The 20728-nt window shown below is 44.3% G+C and carries 13 protein-coding genes; 1 reads left to right on the forward strand and 12 read right to left on the reverse strand.

Translation table 11 applies throughout. From position 1 onward, the window contains the following. Position 1: 1 nt before the first annotated feature. Genes M3P07_RS03450 through M3P07_RS03470 form a run of 5 tightly spaced genes read right to left on the reverse strand, consistent with a single transcriptional unit; the run spans position 2 to position 9950 of the window. A complete protein-coding gene (locus M3P07_RS03450) occupies positions 2-1222 on the reverse strand; it encodes a bifunctional alpha/beta hydrolase/OsmC family protein (RefSeq protein WP_249968501.1) in 1221 nt (406 codons plus the stop codon). Positions 1223-1280: 58 nt separating this feature from the next. Continuing rightward, on the reverse strand, positions 1281-1982 hold the full coding sequence (locus M3P07_RS03455; protein WP_249968502.1) for a DUF2490 domain-containing protein: 702 nt from the start codon (positions 1980-1982) through the stop codon (positions 1281-1283). Positions 1983-1988: 6 nt separating this feature from the next. After that, positions 1989-5195, reverse strand: coding sequence for a WD40/YVTN/BNR-like repeat-containing protein (locus M3P07_RS03460; RefSeq protein WP_417952486.1), 3207 nt, complete (start codon positions 5193-5195; stop codon positions 1989-1991). Between the two features lie 51 nt (positions 5196-5246). After that, complete coding sequence (locus tag M3P07_RS03465) at positions 5247-6623, reverse strand: amidohydrolase family protein (protein ID WP_249968504.1); 1377 nt, start codon at positions 6621-6623, stop codon at positions 5247-5249. A 36-nt stretch (positions 6624-6659) separates the two neighbouring features. Then, on the reverse strand, positions 6660-9950 hold the full coding sequence (locus M3P07_RS03470) for an amidohydrolase family protein (protein WP_249968505.1): 3291 nt from the start codon (positions 9948-9950) through the stop codon (positions 6660-6662). Between the two features lie 104 nt (positions 9951-10054). Between M3P07_RS03470 and M3P07_RS03475 the strand changes: the two genes are divergently transcribed. Next, positions 10055-11308 (forward strand): MFS transporter, encoded by a 1254-nt coding sequence (locus M3P07_RS03475; RefSeq protein WP_249968506.1) that lies wholly within the window; start codon positions 10055-10057, stop codon positions 11306-11308. Here M3P07_RS03475 and M3P07_RS03480 read toward each other — a convergent pair. The 7 genes from M3P07_RS03480 to M3P07_RS03510 form a co-directional block, all read right to left on the reverse strand. Then, positions 11305-11886 carry a YdeI/OmpD-associated family protein gene (locus M3P07_RS03480; RefSeq protein WP_249968507.1) on the reverse strand — a complete coding sequence of 194 codons (582 nt, stop codon included), beginning with the start codon at positions 11884-11886 and terminating at the stop codon, positions 11305-11307. The genes M3P07_RS03475 and M3P07_RS03480 overlap by 4 nt on opposite strands. Before the next feature lie 6 nt (positions 11887-11892). Continuing rightward, positions 11893-13311: an amidohydrolase family protein gene (locus M3P07_RS03485; RefSeq protein ID WP_249968508.1), complete on the reverse strand. Its 1419-nt coding sequence runs from the start codon at positions 13309-13311 to the stop codon at positions 11893-11895. A 14-nt stretch (positions 13312-13325) separates the two neighbouring features. Beyond that, the gene (locus tag M3P07_RS03490; RefSeq protein WP_249968509.1) at positions 13326-14945 is read right to left on the reverse strand and encodes a M1 family metallopeptidase; all 1620 of its coding nucleotides are present in this window, start codon (positions 14943-14945) and stop codon (positions 13326-13328) included. Between the two features lie 38 nt (positions 14946-14983). Continuing rightward, the gene (locus M3P07_RS03495; protein WP_249968510.1) at positions 14984-16318 is read right to left on the reverse strand and encodes a M28 family peptidase; all 1335 of its coding nucleotides are present in this window, start codon (positions 16316-16318) and stop codon (positions 14984-14986) included. 7 nt (positions 16319-16325) lie between these two features. After that, positions 16326-16829: a VOC family protein gene (locus M3P07_RS03500; RefSeq protein WP_249968511.1), complete on the reverse strand. Its 504-nt coding sequence runs from the start codon at positions 16827-16829 to the stop codon at positions 16326-16328. An 83-nt stretch (positions 16830-16912) separates the two neighbouring features. After that, positions 16913-18439, reverse strand: coding sequence for a nuclear transport factor 2 family protein (locus tag M3P07_RS03505; RefSeq protein WP_249968512.1), 1527 nt, complete (start codon positions 18437-18439; stop codon positions 16913-16915). After that, on the reverse strand, positions 18436-20646 hold the full coding sequence (locus M3P07_RS03510; protein ID WP_249968513.1) for a bifunctional alpha,alpha-trehalose-phosphate synthase (UDP-forming)/trehalose-phosphatase: 2211 nt from the start codon (positions 20644-20646) through the stop codon (positions 18436-18438). The genes M3P07_RS03505 and M3P07_RS03510 overlap by 4 nt, the downstream gene beginning before the upstream one ends. Between the last annotated feature and the right edge of the window lie 82 nt (positions 20647-20728).

Genomic DNA, 20728 nt, shown 5'->3' on the forward strand with positions numbered 1-20728 from the left:
GCTATTCCAATAAGGTACTTATAACCTGTGTTTCACTGTGCAAAGTCTTGTGTACAGGGCATTTATCCGCAATTTGCATGATTCTCGCTTTTTGTTTTTCATCCAAATTGGCCGTTAGTTTAATTTCCCTGTGGAACGTATCTATTTTGGTATTGTCCGCCTCACAATTTTCACAATCTTGGGCGTGGGTCTTGCTATACGAAGTGTGTACTTCCACATTGTCAATAGGCCACCCCTTGCGCTTGGCATACATTTGGATGGTCATGGCGGTGCAGGCCGACAGTCCCGCGGAGACCAACTCATAGGGTGAAGGGCCAAAATCGTTTCCGCCATAACTAGTAGGTTCATCGGCAACCATGTAGTGATTTCCCACTTTCATTTGGGTAGTAAAACCATCCGCCCCATCAAGACTGGCCAAAACCTGATGTTTGGTTTTCAGTTTTCCGCCGGCCAAATCCAAATTACCCACATACCTCTTGGCCCATCCGGCTATGACCTCGCCCACATACATGGAATCCTCTTTTTTACTGAGCAAATGGTCGGCTCCATCCAAGGAGACAAAACTTTTGGGATGATGCGCTGCCTTGTAGATTTCTTCTGCATTGTTTACGCCCACGGTATCGTCCTGCGGCGAATGCAGGATCAATAATGGCTTTCGAAGCGCTTTTGCGGTTTCTGGAAGTGATTTGGTCTCCAAATCGTCCAAAAATTGCTTTTTGATGGTAAAATCCCTACCGCTCAAATTGATCACGGCCTTTCCTGTAGCCAGGATTTCGTCGACTCCGCTTCGCAACAAATGCTTTACATGCACAGGATTCGAAGGAGCACCGATAGTGGCCACTGCTTTTATGCTTGGGATTTCAGCTGCGGCAAAAATGGATGCGGCACCACCTAGGGAATGCCCAATTATCAGGGTTGGGGCCTCGTAATTGCTTTTCAAGTATTCGGCTGCCGCCACCAAATCTTCCACATTGCCGGAAAAATTGGTGTCCGCAAAATCCCCGTCACTTTCTCCCAGACCGGTAAAATCAAATCGCAAAACACCAAAACCATGGGAGGTAAGTGCCTTACCAATGTTTTTTACTGCCAACAGGTTTTTGTTGCAGGTAAAGCAATGCGCAAAAATTGCAAAATTGTGGGGATGTTGATCTACCGGAAGCTCTAGGCGACCAGCCAGAGTGTGTCCATCCGAGTTCTTAAAAGAAATTTTTTGAAGGGCCATAGTTGACTGCTACTAAGTTAATCCTAGTATCCAAGTCGAAAACTATGGACCTATCTCATCAATCCTTCGGCGTTTTCTTCTTGAATACCTTCCTTAAGTCGGGATTATAGAAGATTCCTATCTGTACCCGATTATAGACCGCATTGGCAAATTGATTTCTAAGATAACCGAACTGCACGCTGCTGTTTTCGGTTACGTGGATTCCCAACGCCCCGTACAAACGGTTTTGCCCAAAAAGGTCATCTTGTAAATTAATGAACAGTTCATCGTAGAAATTAAGGAAGAATGTCTCTGTCAAAGGCAAGGTCATTTGAATTCTATACCGGCCTCTGTGCTGGGTATCTGTGCGATTCCCAAAATCCAGGAACCTTTGCTCCAAACGATAACGGTGTTCAAAGAGAAATTCCCAAACTTTGTTTTTCAAAATGAACTGTTGGAAAATACGATGCTCCTTGCTGTTGGTTTCGTTGGGAAACTCCTCAAAAGTACCATCTGTGGTGATATATCCGTAACCCATGGTAGCGATGGCCTCCTTGGAAATATGATAATTGAGCCCCGTACGTAGCAACATTTGGTTAAAATTGGAAGCGGCTTCATAGAATCGGAATTGGGCCTCGGTATGGATGCTAAACCTATCAGCTATTTTGTTGGTGCCAAAATACATGTACCAAGCTCCCAACTCATTCTCACCATTGTTTTGGGCGTTTAATTGGACCGTAAGCCCAAGCATTAAAATGCCTAGTGCAATTCTCTTTATCATCTTATTTTATTCTAGTTCAAAAATTTGAGTTTCCTTAAAAGGGGACAAATTTAAGGCTTCTATGGATTTCTGATAAGGTTTCCAATCATTTGTGAAAAAGGAATTCGTTTTTTCCAATGCCGAACTGAGCTCATCGGCAGCAAATTGAACCAATTGTTTTTCGGTTTCTGTAATACCGTTTTTTCGTGTTCCCACATAAAAAGAGGCTGTGTTTATACGCTGCATCACCGTTATTTCCGGGTTGCGGGTGATTCCTTGTCTTTTATCCTCTTTTCCAAGATAAAGAGCGACAATAGTATCAATTTGCTTTGCAATATCCCCGGAGGCCTTGATCTGATCCTTGTATTTTTCCTTGTCCAGTTCCTTCATTTCTTTTTCAAACTTCTTGACCAAATTCTTGCTCTGCACCAATTGCTTAACCGCATCGGCCGAGGTTTGGGTATAAGTTTCAAGCTTTTTCCCCATTTCATACACTTCGTTGATAGCTGCAAGGGAGGTGTTTAATCGGGGGTCTGTTTTTACCGTTACCTGGGTAGAATCCATGTTGGTTCCATAATGGATTTTTATCGTATAGGTTCCTGGTTTCACCGAAATGCCTCCATTTTCTCTTTTGCTCTTACTGATTTTCCGTGCAGGCGTATCCGGTCCTTTTTCATCCAGCCCCCAATAAACCCTATGAAATCCGGCCTTTTTGGGAGTTTTGTGGGAAAGGGTCCTGATCAATCTATCCCCGTCATAAATTTTGATAAAAACAGAATCTTTTTTGGACTTTTCATCTTGTGTATCCGTTTCGGATTTGGCTTCATCCTCCTCCTTTTTATCCTGTTTTACTTCCGGTTTCTTTCCTTCTTTAAGATAATAGGTCAACATGGCTCCCCGTTTACGGTTTTCCCCATTGTAAATAGCGTCGCCACCAAAACGACTTCCAGTGGCTTGTTGGTATGCCGCTAAATAGGCATCAGGGCTTTTAAATAAGCTTATTTCCTTGTTTAGAACAGTTGAATTGTTGGCCACAGCTCTTAGAGGGCGTATATCATCAAGCACCCAAGCAGCCCTCCCGAAAGTTCCAATGACCAAATCCTGCTCCCTGGGATGGATAACCAAATCCTTGGTTGAAACGGTAGGATATCCCTCTGTCCATTTTTGCCATTTTCCACCCGCATTGAAGGATAGATATAGACCATCGTCAGTCCCTAAAAACAGCAAATTCGGATTTTCTGGGTCCTCCACTATGGCAAGGGCATAACTTTCCACATCACTGCCGTCCACAATACGGGTCCATGTTTTTCCATAATCCTTGGTTCGATAGACATAGGGCGAGTAGTTAAATCGTCTATAATCATTGGCGACCAAAAGGGCTTCGCCCTGCTTGGTTTTGGAGGCTTTTATCTGTGGAATCCAGCTACCTCTTGGCAGTCCCTTAATATTTTGGGTCACCTCAGTCCAGGTTCCACCCCCATTCTGGGTTACATGCACACGACCGTCGTCGGTCCCGACCCAAAGCATATTTTGCTCTACAGGTGAAGGTTCTATGACGATGATGGTACAATAGTTTTCGGCCCCGGTGGCATCCATGGTAAGTCCGCCACTCTCGCTTTGTTTTTGTTTTTCTTTATCATTAGTGGTCAAGTCTGGGGAAATAACTTCCCAGGTCAATCCCTTGTTCGTGGATTTATGGACGAACTGACTTCCGAAGTAAACGGTACTATTGTCAAAAGGGTCTTGCCCGATTCCAGCGTTCCAGTTAAATCGAAGTTTTGTTGTGGCATCTGGCGGAGTTGGACGAACAATGTAGTTGTTCCCTGTTTTCCAATCGTATCGGGAAACAAAGCCCTGCTGACTCATGGCATAGCCAAACTGGTTGTCATCCAAATCGGGAACTACATCAAATCCGTCCCCAAAGGCGATTTCCTGCCAATAGTCGTTTCGTATCCCTTGATGGCGCCAGGTATAGGCAGGCCCTCTCCAGGAGCCATTATCCTGCATTCCCCCATATACATTGTACGGATATTCATTGTCCACACTAATATGATAGAACTGGGCTAGAGGTAGGTTACCCACAAAACGCCAGGTTTTTCCCCCATCTTTGGTGATATTCATCCCTCCATCGTTCCCATCGATCATAAATTGGCCATTTTCAGGATGGATCCACCAAGCGTGGTGGTCCGGATGTACCCCATTGTCCACCTGGTAAGCGGGCATTAACTGCTTGAAGTTTTTTCCACCATCTTCCGAAACGTTCACATAAGTGAAAATAGAATATACCCTGTTCTCGTTCCCAGGATCTACATAGATTTCCGAATAGTAGAACGGACGATTGCCGATATCGTTCTTATCGTTGATTTTTTTCCATTTGGAACCGCCATCCTCGGATTTATATAGTGCATTTTTCTTGGCTTCCACCAGGGCGTACGCCACATTGGGCTTGTTTTTGGCGATGGCTATTCCAATTCTTCCCAAATCACCTTTGGGGAGTCCATCCTCATCCGATACTTTTTTCCAGTTTGCACCCCCATCGTGGGTGGTATAAAGTCCGCTTCCTTCCCCACCAGACTTAAAGAACCAGGGATCCCGCTTGTGCTCCCACATGGCAACTATCAGCTTATTGGGGTTGGAGGGGTCCATAACCATGTCCGCAACTCCTGTCTTGTTGTTCACGTATAAGATTTTGCTCCAAGTTTTTCCTCCATCCGTGGTTTTGTACACGCCGCGTTCGGGATGTACCCCCCAAGGAGAGCCAATGGCACCAACATAAACAATATCAGGATTCGTGGGGTCAATGATAATTCTATGGATGTGTCTTGTTTTTTCAAGTCCCATAGCCGTCCATGTCTTTCCTCCATCCAAGGATTTGAAAATGCCATATCCACCGTTAAGGCTGTTTCGCGGATTTCCTTCCCCGGTACCTGCCCAAATTACGGAAGGGTTGGACTGTTGGATGGCAACCGCCCCTATGGAGCCGGTAACCTCCTTGTCGAAAATGGGTTTCCATTTGATTCCTCCTGAAGTGGATTTCCAGAGTCCACCGGATGCGGTGCCCACATACATGATGTCGGGATTGGCATGGACCACATCAATGGCCGTTACCCGCCCGCTCATTCCTGCTGGACCTATATTTCTTGGTTTCATATCCTGTACCAAGTCCATTGAAAATTCTTGGGCAATAACAAACGGGGATGCGATTAGCATCAATAGGAATAGTAATTTTTTGATCATTTTTTGAAAGTTAACACGTGTGTTCAGGTTGATTTGTATGAATGCGCCCTAGTTTTTCAAGGCGTTCTCGGCAATTTTCTCAAGTTTAAGGACTATTTGTTCTTTGGATAACCATTTTCCTTGTACGAATACTCCATTAATTTTTTTTAGGGATTTAAGGTCCTCCAATGGATTGGCCTCTAAAAGTATAAGGTCTGCGGCCAAACCTTCCTTAACCTCACCAAAATCGTCCTCCATGTCAAAGAATTTGGCCGGATTGATTGTGCCCGATTGAAGGATTTCCAAAGGGGTCATGCCCGCACGTTCCATACCCTCGATCTCGTGATGGATTGAAAACCCGGGAACGTTGAAAAGCTGGGGTGCATCGGAACCCAATAAGATTCCCTGTCCCTTGTCCTGCAAAGCCTTGAGCAATTGCCTGCGGATTGCAATAAAATCTTCCCATTGGGCTGCATCAAACCCGGAATCCGGGCCTGTGGAGTTCAGCTTGACCCTCTCCCAGTTTTCCAGAGTTGACACTGGCATGTACTTCATTTCAGGTTGCGCCAAAAGGGTTTCCGCGGAAATAGGGGCAAACCATCGTTCAAAAAGACTTTGGGTGGGAACAATCCAAACCTGATGTTCCTTGGAAAGTGCAACCAAATCATCAATGAGGGAAGCATCTGCCATAGGGGTAAAATTGTATCCGAAGAATCCGTTGGCCGTAGGCTCAACATTTTCTGAAGCAGGTACCAATCCTTCCAAAAAACCATCAATATGGTCAATAGAGGCGAAATTGCTCTCCAGTGCATGCCTAATTCCAACATCAACGGGTACATGGCCAGCAAAGGAAATACCCACTTCATCAGCTGTTTTGACCAGGGCATCAAAGACATTTCGTTGAATACCCGGATGTATTTTCAGAAAGTCGTATCCGTCTTTCTGATACGCGGTGACCTTTGTAATGGCCTCTTCTTCTGAAGTAACCGAATTGCCATTCAGGGAAGGACTAGAGGTAAAAATCCGAGGTCCCAAAATCTCTCCTTTTTTTACCTGTTCCCGCAATTCCAAATGACTCGATGCTCCTAACATGCCCCGAATGGTAGTGACACCATTGGAAAGGTATAGAAACAAGGTTTCCTCCAGCCGTTCTTGAGAAGTGGAGGGTGGGGGGATGTGGGCATGCATTTCCGCTAGCCCAGGAATGACAAACTTTCCCGCTCCATCAATTTGTTGGTCAAAGTTTTTGGGGTCCTGTTCGGCTGCAAGAATATGTTTTATTTTCCCAGAATCAATCACAATATTTTGATGGGCCAAAACGGTTCCTTCCCGAACGTCGATCACATTGACATCACTAAGTAAAAGATCGCCGGTAATTGCTATTTCCTGGGCTTGATTGCATGCCGTTAGAGCAATCATGACTGAGAGCAGTGCTATTTTTTTCATCGTAATTTGTTTTTGCCCTACAAGTTGAAAGGGCGATTAGTTGTGCCCTATATGGCAGCCACAGCCCGGACGCGTAAAGCTTTGGGCTTCTTCATGCCAGGGGAAAGCAGCATTGTACTTGTTGTTTTCCCACCAAAACTGGCTTCGACTTTGCTCGGTATTCCCGATTTCATCCATGGTCGCCGTGTCAAAAAGCCGACCGTTGACCATAGTATATTTCACGGTTTCCGTATTCCGGATATCCTCCAAGGGATTTTTGTCCAGCACGATCAAATCCGCAAGTTTGCCGACTTTTAAAGAGCCAATATCGTTTCCTGCGCCAATGTATCGTGCCCCGTTAATGGTTGCCGCCTGCAATGCCTGCATATTGGTCAACCCACCTTGATGTAGCAACCAGAGTTCCCAATGTGCTCCAAGACCTTGCAATTGTCCGTGGGCACCCAGATTAACCTTTACGCCCTCATTGGTCAGGGCCGTTGCCGTTTTTGATACAAGAATATGCCCGTTTTCATATTCTTCATCCGGAATCATGGTTCTATATCTTGATCGGGAATCTACTAGGCCCCTTGGGGTATATTTGAGCAGCCTTTCATTCTCCCATATCTTGTCTTTCTGATAGAAATAGTACTCACCATTGATTCCCCCATAGTTGACCACAAGAGTAGGAGTATAGCCCGAACCACTGGTTTTCCAAAGTTCAACCACATCCTTATAAACAGGTGCCACTGGAATGTTGTGCTCAATTCCCGTGTGGCCATCCATGATCATGGACATGTTGTGGTAGAAAGTAGAACCTCCTTCGGGTACCACATTAATTCCCAATTCCCTAGCGGCCTGCATCACTTGTTGGCGTTGGTCCCTTCTGGGTTGGTTATAACTCTTCACAGATTTGGCACCAAAGGCCTTGGTTCTACGAATGGCGGAACGCGCATCATCCAAATTGTTGATAACGGCCTTAAAATCCCCATCTGCACCATACAGGATAATACCTGTGGAATACAGTCGAGGCCCTACCATGTTTCCATTTTTTATTAATTCGGACATGGCGAAGATGGATTCTGTATTTGCCGAAGGATCGTGGGAAGTGGTCACTCCAAAAGCCAAATTAGCATACAATTGCCAATGCTTTTGTGTTGTTAATCCATAGCGGAAACCACCTATATGGGCATGGGCATCCACAATGCCGGGCATGATGGTTTTTCCTGAAACATCAAAGACCTTGGCATTTGAGGGCACGTTAATTTCATCGGATTTGCCCAAATATTCAATTTTATTCTCGTTGATAACGATGGTCCCATTTTCAATGACTTCATCGCCTTCCATGGTCAAGATTCGCGCATTGGTAAATGCGATTCTACCCGAAGGTTTATGGGTTTTGGAAACCAAACCGATTTTGGTTCCGATGCTGTCCATCTTTGCTGCTTTTTCAGGAGAACCTGGTAAAAACGTATATCGATCCTTGATCTCATTGGCAAAATATTCGTCCCCAAGGGTCCAAAAGACTTTTTTGCTATCCTTTGACCAATGTAGATTGATTCCCGCGTCCTTGGAGATTTGGGAAACAGGTACTGACTTGGAGTTGTTGTCCAAATCGATTTCCTTTCCATTGAGCACCAAGGGTGCAACATAGGCTTTATGAAGATTGGTAAAGGCAATCCACTTGTTGTCCGGACTCGGTACCAGACGGTTGGCGTATTTGGATTTTACATGTGTTTTTTTGTCTTGCCCGCTTAAGTCCACAGATTTTAGTTCCTTGGTAAGACTTCCAAAGAACATTCCGCCCGATTGGTAGAAAATACGTTTCCCATCTTTACTGAAAATGGGGTATTCCCCCTCATTAACCACCCATTTTGGGTTGGAACCATTCGCATTGATCGTGTACACGCCTGTTTTTTTGGCAAAGCTTCTCCCTTGATCATTGTTCCCAGGCTCCTTCCGGTAGGTAATCCTATTGCCATCCTGACTGAACGATGGCGTGCGGTAAATTCCCTTTTCCGAACTAAGCTTTATGGGTGTTCCCCCGGAGGCAGAAATCTTGTATAATGCCCCTAGATTTTCATCATTCCATGTGACATAGGTGACGGTTTTTCCGTCTGGAGAAAAAGCGGGTTCAAACTCAAAATCAGTGCCCTTGGTCAACCGTTTGGGTTTGCCATTGGGTAGCTTCTTGGTCCATAAATGGCCAAGTGCGTTGAAAACCAAGGTTTTTTCATCCGGAGAGGTAACCGTATGGCGAATCACCTTTGCCGTAAATTGGTCTGGAGCCACTTGTGAATCTACCCGGAGCGTTTCTGCAATCTTGATGTTGGCATCTACTGTAAATGGGATGTTGGTTACCTCTTGGCTCTCAATATTGATTTTATGGATTTTGCCCTTGTTCCAAAAAACCAGCTCTTTGTTATTGGGCAACCAGCTAAAGTTGGGGTATACCCCAAAAATGGCCCAGGCTTCCTGTTGATCTTTGTTCAAGGAATCCAGAATAGGCCATTCCTCCCCAGTTTCCAGATCGTGAAGAAACAATACACTTTTGGTGCGGACACGTTTTACAAAGGCAAGCAATTTCCCATCTGGGGACACTTGTGGCCTGGCGGCTCCACCGGGACCCCCGGTTACGGTAATGGTTTTACCCGTTTCAAAATCGTACCGTTTTATAACATAAATCTGCTTATTGGGATCCTTGTTGTATTGGAAAAAACCTCCAGGATACACATCTTCGCTGTAGTATAGGTACTTGCCATCTCTGGAAACACAGGGTTCGTTTACATCCTGCTGATCATTTTTCCGTTTGGTCAGCTGTAAACCCGACCCACCGGTGATGTGGTATTGCCAAATTTCACCAGCACCTAGGGAACGTTGCGAGGTAAAGTGCTTTCGGGCCACTAGATAATGGCCATTGGGCATCCAATAGGAATTATTCAGCAACCTAAACTTTTCCTTGGTAATCTGTTTGGCATTGGAACCATCTGCATCCATCACCCAAATATTGTCCCCGCCACCGGCATCACTCGTAAAGGAAATTTTGGAACCATCAGGGCTAAATCGTGGTTGAATCTCAAAAGGAATTCCTGTTCTTAATGCCTTAGCCTTTCCGCCAGAAATAGGCATTGAATAAATGTCGCCCAACAAATCAAAAACAATCTGGGAGCCGTCTGGACTTACATCCAGATTCATCCAGGTACCTTCGTTGGTGGTAAATTGATGGTCTTCGTAATTGAAATCCCCTTTGGGGTTGGACACATCCCATTTGGGATCCTCTTTTTTATCTTTTTCTTGGGCAGGCAGGAATACTGATGCAAGCAACATCAGGGCAAGGTAGAAGTATTTCATTATAGGTTCAATTAGTCAGCTAAAGATACCAAAAAGGCTTAGTGCATTTCTTAAAAAGGTGTTAAGGGATTTCGGCGATTTAATTTTGTGTATTTTTAGCGGGCATGGAAAAAAAATCCCCTTGGTATTATCTTGCTCTGTTGATTTTGGCCGGGGAAGCCGTATTTATTCTTCCTTTTGTATTGCCCCGAATTTTTCGAAGTACCGTCCTTGATGTATTTGAACTGGATAATTACACTTGGGGGCTTTGTACTTCCTTGTACGGAATTATAGCATTGATTTCCTATCCATTTGGAGGGCCCTTAGCCGATAAATTTCCACCGCGAAAACTAATCGCCATCGCACTTTGGATGACTGCTTTAGGAGGTGTGTTCTTTGTAACCTACCCCAGTTTTGAACAATTGCGGGTCCTATATGGATTCTGGGGATTTACCACCATCTTTTTGTTTTGGGCCCCGATGATCAAGGCAACCCGGGTATGGGGTGGCGATACTTCCCAGGGAAGGGCCTTTGGGATGTTGGATGGGGGCCGTGGACTGGTAGGTGCGCTCTTTGGATTGATGGGGGTTCTGATATTTTCTTTTTTTCTGGGCGAAGAAGTGGATGCTAGCTCGCTAGAAAAACGCAGGGAAGCCTTTCAGTACGTGGTGTATACCTCGTGCATAATCATCGGTTTGGTAGGATTACTGGTATGGTTGTTTATGAAATCGGGGATGGATGAAAGTAAAATCTTGGTAGAACGTATTTCCAAAAAGGAAATTGGGCAAGTACTGCGGATTCCCTCGGTATGGCTGTTGATGATCATCATTCTTTGTGCTTATGTGGGGTACAAGATTACGGATGTCATTTCGCAATATGCCAATGAGGTGATGTTGTACGATGAGGTAAAAGCTGCCCAAACCGGTACCTTTTTCCAGTTTTTAAGACCCACCACAGGAATTTTGGTTGGACTCTTGGTGGATCGTTTCCGAATAACACTTTGGTTGGTGTATAGTTTTGGAGCCTGTATTTTGGGCGGTATCCTGTTTGGCTCGGGAATCATTGATCCCTCGACCACGGCCTTGTTTTTTGTTTCCGTGGTTATTGTGGCTGCAGGGGTGTATGCGGCACGGGCGCTTTATTTTGGGGTAATGAAAAAAGGAAAAATACCATTGATGCTTACAGGAACAGCGGTGGGTCTGATTTCCTTGGTAGGATATACTCCGGATATCTTTGCCAGTCCTGCCTTTGGGATGCTATTGGATGCCCATAAGGGTGAGGAATTAGGCCACCAAAATGTGTTCTGGATGTTAACGGCGTTTTCTTTTGTTGGCGGTGTTGCTGCAGTGATTTACCATAGGATGTACGGCAGAACCTAAACCTGCCAACCTCCTCTGGATTTAATGTTCTTATTACAGCCATCCACGATTTCTGCAATTCTTTTTTGCCGTGTTTCTTCCCGTTTAGCTTGATTTAACCAGTAGAGGTAACTCTTTTTTTGTGACCGGGAAAAACCCTGAAAATTGGAAAAAGCCTTTTTATTTCGGTTAAAGGCCTTTTGCAAGTCGGGAGGGACCACTCCGTTTTCCACAGCGTCCAAAGCGACCCAGGACCCATTGGTCTTGGCTATTTGAATGGACTCCAACCCGCTTTCGTGCATCAAGTTTTTGGCCATTAGATCATTGATGTGGTCCTTGTTCACCTTGCTCCATACACTTTTGGGTTTTCTGGGGCAGAAGTATTGCCGTCTTTTACCATCTCCAAGACTTTTAACTGTGCTGTCTATCCAACCATAACAAAGAGCTACCCGAACGGCTTCTTCCCATCGCATGCTTTCCATGGGATGGTCTACTTTGTAAAGAATAAGATGGATGCCCTTGGAATTACTATGGTTATCGTGCAGCCACTTTCGCCATTCAATATCGTTTTTAAAATAATGCTCCTCTAAATCTTTCATGGTGGTTTAATCAATTCTGGATTTCTCCAATAACTGTTTAAGTGCTGATTTTTCGAACAAACTGCCTCCTTTACATACGGCAAAAATCTTTCGGGTTACGCGGATATCTTCAAGTGGATTTCCTTCCAACAAAACCAAATCGGCTACTTTCCCCTCCTGGACTGTCCCATAATCGCTTTCTTGATGCAAAAACTTGGCTCCGTTGTAGGCGGAGGTTTTCAAGGCATCCAAGGGAGAAATTCCATTTTCCACCATAAGTTCGAGCTCCTGGTGCAGGGAGATGCCAGGATAGGTATACGAATTATAGGCCCCACTGTCCGAACCCGCCAATAATTTCACACCAGCATCGTTAAGCGATTTTGCCAGTTTCCCGAAAAAGGCATCCAACGCTTTTCTTTCTTCCCGATTTTCTTCCGTGGCATTCATGGCCCGATCAATACGACCTTGATAGGTTTTGATTACACCATTGCCCATATAGTCTAGGTAGGCATCCTTACTGTGATCTATCTCGTCCAGATAGCTAAGGGTTTTGCCAATATGAAGCGTAGGAACGACAAAGACATTGTTATCCTTTAGCTTTTTAAAAGTAGTTTGTGCCGTACTATCGGAATAGTGTTCTAAAAGTGAGGGTATAGCCTGCCAAAAACCAAATTCCTTTTCTTTAATTTTTTGGGTTATTTCTGCTTCATTGGAGGCACATCCCTTTAAAACAAAATAGAGATGCTCTATGGCATCCATGCCAGCATTCACAGTTTCTTCCACGGTCACAGAAAAAGGCATGTGGCCTGAAGTTATCAAGTTTCGTTTTTCAGCTTCGAAAAGAATTTTTAAATAGTTTTCTCCAGAAATACGGCTATCGTACAGTTTTACAAAATCAACCGGAAGTTTTTCAAGGGAGTCCAGTGCTGTTTTAATGTCCCTTTCCTTTTCCACAGCCAAAGAGCCCGCCCAAGTCGCATTGGGTCCATCAATTTTGGGGCCCGATGTGAATAGGGTCGGACCAATTAAATTTCCTGATGTGATTTCTTTTTTCCATGATAAAACGGAAGGGGTCAGGTCCCCTCCGGCATCACGTACCGAAGTAATCCCATTGGCGATAAAAAGTTTTAGGAAGTTTTTGTTGTTCTTGACCAGGGAATCCCCGCCCCTAAGATGGATATGGTTATCCCAAAACCCAGGCAGCAAATACTTTCCATGGGCATTGAACTCAGAAGTCGCCTTGAAATCGGTTTTGGTCCCCTTGTCCAAAATGGCCGTGATTCTACCGTCTGCTAAATAAACATCCTGATTCTTAATCTCCCCGGTCTCCAAATGAATCACTTGGGCATCGCCGATGACCATATCAACAATCCGTTCCTTGGACTTTTCTTGACAACCTGCAACAAGGGACAGCAGCATTACACTAAAAGCAAGGAAGCGCATCATCTAAAACAGTTGTCTTAAGGTTGAATAGGCTCGTGATTGACATAGAAGTTCTCATCAAAAACAAGATTATCACCAGCTAAGGTTTCGGATTTCCACTCAGATTTTGGATAAATCCACTGCTCCTTGCCCTCTACAAAAACCCGAATAGGCATATCAAAATCCGTTACAATATCCACGTACCTAAAGGTTAATTGGGAACCTTCCCGTTTGTACTCCAATTTCGGAATCATGGTCGTGCGAAGGTATTGGTTAAAGAAGGCCGTGAGGTCTATTTTGGTTTTTTCGCTGATGTAATTCTCTATTTGTTGGGTTGTGACCGTTTGATGATAGAATTCTTCGTTCAGGCCCCTCAAAATCTGCCTCCACAGCTCATCGTCTTCAAGCAGTTGTCTTAGCGTGTGCAGCATATTGGCTCCTTTATAGTACATATCCCCTGAACCTCGTTGGTTTACATCGTACGGGCCAATGATTGGTTTGTCGTTACGGATGTTCATTCTTGTGCCGATTACATATTCGGCCGAAGCTTTTTTGCCAAAATGATAATCTAAATATAGATTTTCGGAATAGGCTGTAAAGGCTTCATGAATCCACATGTCCGCAATGTCCTTGTAGGTAATATTATTAGCGAACCATTCGTGTCCGCCCTCATGTATAATAATAAAATCGAATTTTAAACCCCATCCCGAACCGGATAAATCTCTGCCGAGATATCCATTTTGGTAATGATTTCCATAGGTCACAGAACTTTGATGTTCCATGCCCAAATAAGGAACTTCCACCAATTTAAAACTATCCTCATAAAAAGGGTAGGGGCCAAACCAATGCTCGAAGGCTTTCAGCATCATCCCTGTTTGCTTGAATTGCTCCCGCGCCTTTACCAAATTGTCCCTAAGTACATAATAGTCCACATCCAGTGCTCCCTTCTCACCTTCAAACTTCTCCCCAAAATGCACATAGTCGCCAATGTTCACGTTTACACAGTAGTTGTTGATGGGGTTGGAAACAAACCATGTAAAGTTTGTTGAAGTTTCATTTTCCTTGGTCGAAACCAAACGGCCATTGGAGACATTCATTAGGTTTTTGGGAACATCCACGCTGATTCTCATGCTGTCCACCTCGTCGTACATATGATCTTTATTGGGCCACCAAATACTGGCGCCCAATCCTTGGCAAGAAGTCGCCGCAAAGGGGTTCCCGTTGTTGTCCCTTTCCCACGAAAAGCCACCATCCCAAGGCGCCCTTATGGCTTTTCTAGGTTTACCGGAGTATTCCACTTTTAGTTTATTGATCGAACCGGGAATCTGCCTTTTTTTAAGCTTGATAAAATGGGCAGGTCCAATGGAGCTCACCTCCAAGGGTTGCCCATCTTGAGAAACAGCATCAATTTTTAGGGGCTCCTGGAGATCAATTTGAATGATATCTGAAGCCTTCAGGACTTTATATTGGATCACATTGTACCCAGAAATAAATTCCTCTTGTGGTTTCACTTGAAGGTTGAGGTCGTAATAAGTAAGGTCCCACCATTCACGTTCGGGGGTTATACTTCCTCTAAGGGTGTCCAGCTTGGTAAAATGCTGACCAAGGGAGCTAGTGAAAACCCCCAACATAAGGCCTAAAACAAGGTAATGCTTCATTTTTTTGTATTTGTTATACTACTGTTTAGGAATGGCTACTATCTAAAAACTTTATTGGGAAAGACCACCTGGCTTTCATGACCATTTTTACCAATGGCCGCAACTCCAAAAAAGAAATTGTCAATAACAATGCCATCCAGGGTAAATTCAGATACATCACCCACATATTGATGATGGTCCCAAGTGGGGGAAGTGGTATCCCTCCAATATATTTTATAGCCGACAGCTCCATCTACCTTGCTCCATTTAAGTTTGGCGGAAGGTTCCACAATTCCTCCAATCTCCACGATTTTTGGCGCGGGTGGCGCCCAGGCAATGGAGGCTAAATTAATGGCATTTACAGCGGTCAGTTTTTTGGCGTAATCAAAGTTGACATGCTCCAATACATCGCCGTAGGCGATACCATTTTCAACCCGAATATCTTGGTGTTGTTGGGTATAGTTCTCATGGGCCTCCATAATTCGGATTCCCGCATAGCCTGCATCGTTAAAAGGTCTGTGATGCCCACCGCGACCAAACCGGTCCAGCCGATAAACCATGATGGGATTCATTTCGGGCATATAAGTTTGGGTCGTTTTATGGACATAACGTGCCAGCTGTCGGGAAATGCCATCCACCTCGCCACCGTAAAAACGACGGGCCCTACGTTGTTCTTCTGTTTCCGTTGGCGGTACAGGTTCGGAAAAAATCCTGAAATCCCTGTTGCTGACCACGCCGTCAACTCCAGTAATGTTACCAATCATGTCGTTGTTCAAAATTCCGATGATTTCCCAGCCTTCACGCTTTGCATGGGCCGCCAAGCCCTTGCCTCCAAACAGCCCTTGTTCCTCCCCGGAAAGCCCAACGTAAATGATACTGTTTTCGAATTGATACTTGGACAGCACCCGCGCAGCTTCCAAGGCACCAGCCATTCCGCTGGCATTATCATTGGCACCAGGCGAATCCGATGTAAAGTTATTGGGGTCGCTGACCCGGGAATCTATATCCCCACTCATAATGATAAAGCGATTGGGGTACTTGGTTCCCCGCTGAACAGCCACTACGTTGACCACCCAAACATCTTTTACAATACGAGAACCTTCACCTTTTTTTACTAAATCCTTCTGATAAAAAACATCCAAACACCCATTGCAGGCCTTGGAGGTGTTTTCAAATTCTGATTTTATCCATCTCCGGGCAGCTCCAATTCCCCGAGTTTGCGATACCGTATCACTCAAGGTATGGCGTGTGCCAAAATTGGCAAGTGTGGTTATATCTTTTTCGATGCGCTCCGCAGAGACAGCATTTATAATAGTGTAAAGACGGGTGTCTGTTTGCGAACAAAGTGAAGCGATACAGAACAACGCGCCAATTAGCGTAAAACCCTTTTTCATTGCGGTGTTATTTTCCTATCAATTCTACAAAAACCCCATCTGGATCTTGTACTAAAACAAAACGTCTGCCATCTCCGATGTGGGTGGGTTCTTCGCTTAGGAATTTAATGTTCTTTGCTTTGAGTCTTTGAATCACGGCGTCCAAGTTTTTGTAAAAGAGCGTGATGTATCGCATGCGGTTGCCGTCTTGAATGTAGTTTCCACCTGGTGTCTTGTCATTGTCAAAATGTACAATCTTAAATTCGGTGGCGTATTCATCTTCTTCAAGTTTTAATATCCTAACGGTGAAGGGTGCTCCTCCGGATAAACCGGATTTTTTCCCGAAAGCTTCATCAATACTAAATTCCCTGCTTTTCTTCATTCCAATAATATTGGTGTAAAAATCCAAAGAAGCGTCCAAGTCGGTCACGATGACCCCAATTGATATGGAGGACTTGTCAAATTCCGATTGGGCGATGCCCAAGTTCAGGGCAAAAAATGCCACTAGTCCAAAAAGAAGTTTATGTTTCATTTTCATCGAATTAGTTTAGTAAAGTTTTCTGTGAATGTAACAAAAGCGTGTCAATTATTTAAATAGGAGTTTGTTGGTCGGGTTTAACGGATAAAGGTTACCCTGGAAATTTTCCCATCTTCGACCTCGTATACCGCGACAGCCCTAATTTGGGAATCCTTAAGGGTCACCAATTCCTCATCAATTACTTTGTTCCCGATTACGATTCTATTTTTTATTTCGCAATGTAGGTTTGGGTTGGCCTTAAAGAAGTTTTGGTATGCTTCCTTCATTTTGCTCCGATTCCCCTGGCTTAACTTATTGGGGAAGTTGTAGAGCTGCACATCGTCAGAGTAGGTGGCCATAAAGGCATCAATATTTCGTGCGTTGTAGGCATCCAATTGGGTCTGTACAATGGATTCCGAATCAACGGTCTCCCGTTCGGGAAAAATAAAGCGCATGGAAGCTATAAATCCGTTTTCCACCTCATAAATGGCCACTTGATGCCCCTTTCTCCCGTCCACCATGCTAATTTCCTCATCTATGACCGTATTCCCGAGTCGAATTCGGTTGACCACTTCAACTTTGGCATCCTTGGTATTCTGATAGAACCGGTCGTAGTTATCCGTCATTTTTTCCCGGCCGGTATACATCGGCTGATCAGGAAAGCGCTCTACAACAACATCTTCCGTATAGCAGGAAACAAAGCCGAACAAATCTCGGTTGTTGAAGGTTTCCACTTGTCGATTAATGATTTGAAGCGGCGAAACCTCTGCAACGAATGCAAGTCTATTTCTTCCAGGGTTAACAGCGATGCGACTAATATTGTTGATTTCATCCAAATCGAATTGGATTACTTCCTCCCATCCTTTATTCTCGCTAGTATTCAATTTGAATAAGGATTTTCCAATTCCGGTGAGGATGGTTGTTTGGTCCAACCAACAAAGGTCCTCACTTTGATGGAGTACCTCTGCAATTTTTTTCGTCTGTCCCGTCTTGGGGTCTAGTGACAGTATTTCCCAATTTTCACCGGCTTTACTGATATAACTTACCAATTGGGTATTTGGAATTTTATGAAAAGAACGACCCACGCTTCTGGCAATGGTCTGTCGCGAACCATCTTTAACATTATTAACCACAAGGTCCATACGGTTGTTGACCAATACTGAGGTGACCAAAATATCGGCATTGAACCAAACATGGTAACCCACTTTTTGGTTAGGTAATATGGCTTTGGATTTCCCAGAGGAAACATTGTAATTATACAACAATTGCAGCCCGTCCAAATCCAAGCGAATGGAAGAAACGGCATCTTTTCCCGGAATTTTCAAAGGAGAATATTCGCTTCCGGTTGGGGTGTTGGTAATCCATGAACTTGTGCTACCAGCTTCAATATTGAATTTTATGATATCTGTTTGGTCCGACCGGGTGGAGGCAAACAAGAGCGTATTGTCGTCCCAAAAGGAGGGTTGGTTGTCGTAGCCATGGTTATTGGAGATGTTCTTGGGATTGGTAAGTACCGGACTTCCATTTTCAAGATCAAGGTCAAAAAGATATACTTCGGTATTGGCCTGCCCGAGCAGTTGTAATGAGGTTAGGAGCAAAATAAGGGGGAGCAGTCTGCTGATCATGCCAGTACAAGTTGATGGAGTAAATCGCGCACTCGCTTCGTGTTTTCCACAAAATACTTGGCTTGGGTCTTCTTTAATCCAACTTTAACGGTTATTGCTGATTCCGGTAGTTCTTGGAACATAAATTCGTCTGTCCAATCATCACCAATGGCAAAAACAAAATCGTAGTCATCCTCGCCAAGGATACGCACAGAGGCTCGGCCCTTGTTGACATTGCTACTTTTAACTTCCATCACCTTATTGCCGTTGAGCACGCTGATATCATCATTACCGATAAGACTGGTAAGCACCGTGTTGAGTTCCGTAGCCCGTTTTGTACCAAAATCGGGATCCGTGTTTCTATAATGCCAGGCCATGGAATAGTTCTTTTCCTCTATAAACGAGCCAGGGGTTCTATCCACAAAGGATTCCAAGACTGGTTTTATTTTTTCCATCCATTCCCCTTTTACATTTTCCAGCATTTTAAAAGGTTCCCCTCCTGTAGAGATCCAAACCCCGTGCTCTACGATCATGTTGTATTTTTTGTCCAAGAACCATTTGGTAAAGGTCTGTTTGTCCCTTCCGCTAATTAGAAAGAGGGTGGTATTTTCATCGTTGTGCAATTTATCCAATAGACCGTACAACTCTGCATCGGGGGTTGCCTTTTGGGGGTCCTTATGGAAACCTGTCAGGGTGCCATCGTAGTCGAGGAACAACAATCGTTTTTTAGCGGTGTTGTATTGTTTGCTGATCTTGTTAAGAATGGCATTGGTTAATTTTTGGGAAACAAAGGTATCTGCATCATCACTTTTTTGATTGAGGGAGTTCATGAATTCATTCGCCCATACTTCCACATTGTATCGTTCCAACCGGTTTTGAAGGAACATGTTCCGAGCCATTTGTTCTTCTTTGGGCATGGTGATCGCCTGTTTAAGCGTATCCGCCTGCTGTTCAAAGTTATTGGGATTGATTAAAAGGGATTCATTCATCTCATAAGCGGAACCGGCCATTTCGCTCAAGATTAGCACCCCAGTTTTATCAATTCGGGTAGCAATGTATTCCTTGGCCACCAAGTTCATTCCATCCCGTAAAGGGGTAAGCCACGCAATGTCACTGCTGGTATAAAGGTCAATTAGATTTTCAAAAGGGAGGGAACGATAGAAATACCAAATAGGCGTCCAGTTTACCGTGGACAATTCCCCGTTGATTCGCCCCACCAGCTCATCAACCTCTTTTTTGAGCAATTGATATTGGGGAACATTGGAACGGGAAGGCACGGCTAGAATAATCAGTCGGACCTTCTCCTTGTATTCGGGATATTTGTTCAAAAAATACTCGAAAGCGTTTATACGCTTCGCTATACCCTTGCTGTAATCCAACCGATCAATGGAAAGGATCAATTTTGTATCTGGGGCAGAAGCCTTGTGGTTATCCAATCGTATCTGAAAATCCGTGCGTTTGCCCTTGGTGTTTTTTTTATGGTCAATAGCCGCATCCCTAAACTTCTTATAATCTATTCCCATGGGGAACGAATCCACTTTGATGACCCTGTGGTCGAGGTACACATCATTAAAACTCACATCCAACCCCAAAAGCCTTCGTACCGAGCTTAGGAAATGACGTTCATAATCGTAAGTGTGAAAACCGATGAGGTCCGAACCCAATAGCCCTCGCAACACTTCTTCCCGCCAAGGCATGGTCCTAAAAATCTCATAGGAGGGGAAGGGAATATGCAAAAAGAATCCAATCGAGGTGTTGGGTCTTTTCTCCCTGACCATTTGGGGAACAAGCATGAGTTGGTAATCGTGTACCCAAATGGTATCATCTTCGTTGGATTGCTCAATGATCGCATCTGCAAATTTTTGGTTGACCGCCTTGTAGGTGTTCCAAAAGTCCAGCTCAAATTCGGTGTACTCCAAAAAGTAATGAAAGAGGGGCCATATAGTCCTATTGCTGAACCCAAAATAGAACCCTTCCATTTCGTTGGCTGTAAGATTTACCTTGGCACATCCATGCTCGGCAAGCGCTTTGTCAATCTCGCCTTCTAGCGCTTCAGGTGTATCTTCTTCAGTGAGCCCCGACCAACCTATCCATAGACTTTCCCCACCGCTATGAACCGACTTCATTCCCGTAGCCAGGCCCCCAACACTGGGAATGGCAGTAAGGCCGCCATCACTTATTTGTAATTGTACTGGTAGCCTATTGGAAATAATTATAGTTTTACTCATGAAAGGTGATTTTAGGACTAAAATGTAATAAAATTCCTATTTTTTCGATTTAATAGAAGGTAAAAAAACCAACAATAACCAA

The organism is Flagellimonas myxillae (assembly GCF_023502235.1).
GTDB classification, from domain to species: domain Bacteria; phylum Bacteroidota; class Bacteroidia; order Flavobacteriales; family Flavobacteriaceae; genus Flagellimonas; species Flagellimonas myxillae.

Bases quoted from the DNA above. Each gene is read 5' to 3' on its own strand.
- M3P07_RS03450 (WP_249968501.1), bottom strand. From the start codon at position 1,222: ATGGCCCTTCAAAAAATTTCTTTTAAGAACTCGGATGGACACACTCTG.
- M3P07_RS03455 (WP_249968502.1), bottom strand. From the start codon at position 1,982: ATGATAAAGAGAATTGCACTAGGCATTTTAATGCTTGGGCTTACGGTC.
- M3P07_RS03465 (WP_249968504.1), bottom strand. From the start codon at position 6,623: ATGAAAAAAATAGCACTGCTCTCAGTCATGATTGCTCTAACGGCATGC.
- M3P07_RS03470 (WP_249968505.1), bottom strand. From the start codon at position 9,950: ATGAAATACTTCTACCTTGCCCTGATGTTGCTTGCATCAGTATTCCTG.
- M3P07_RS03475 (WP_249968506.1), top strand. From the start codon at position 10,055: ATGGAAAAAAAATCCCCTTGGTATTATCTTGCTCTGTTGATTTTGGCC.
- M3P07_RS03480 (WP_249968507.1), bottom strand. From the start codon at position 11,886: ATGAAAGATTTAGAGGAGCATTATTTTAAAAACGATATTGAATGGCGA.
- M3P07_RS03485 (WP_249968508.1), bottom strand. From the start codon at position 13,311: ATGATGCGCTTCCTTGCTTTTAGTGTAATGCTGCTGTCCCTTGTTGCA.
- M3P07_RS03490 (WP_249968509.1), bottom strand. From the start codon at position 14,945: ATGAAGCATTACCTTGTTTTAGGCCTTATGTTGGGGGTTTTCACTAGC.
- M3P07_RS03495 (WP_249968510.1), bottom strand. From the start codon at position 16,318: ATGAAAAAGGGTTTTACGCTAATTGGCGCGTTGTTCTGTATCGCTTCA.
- M3P07_RS03500 (WP_249968511.1), bottom strand. From the start codon at position 16,829: ATGAAACATAAACTTCTTTTTGGACTAGTGGCATTTTTTGCCCTGAAC.
- M3P07_RS03505 (WP_249968512.1), bottom strand. From the start codon at position 18,439: ATGATCAGCAGACTGCTCCCCCTTATTTTGCTCCTAACCTCATTACAA.
- M3P07_RS03510 (WP_249968513.1), bottom strand. From the start codon at position 20,646: ATGAGTAAAACTATAATTATTTCCAATAGGCTACCAGTACAATTACAA.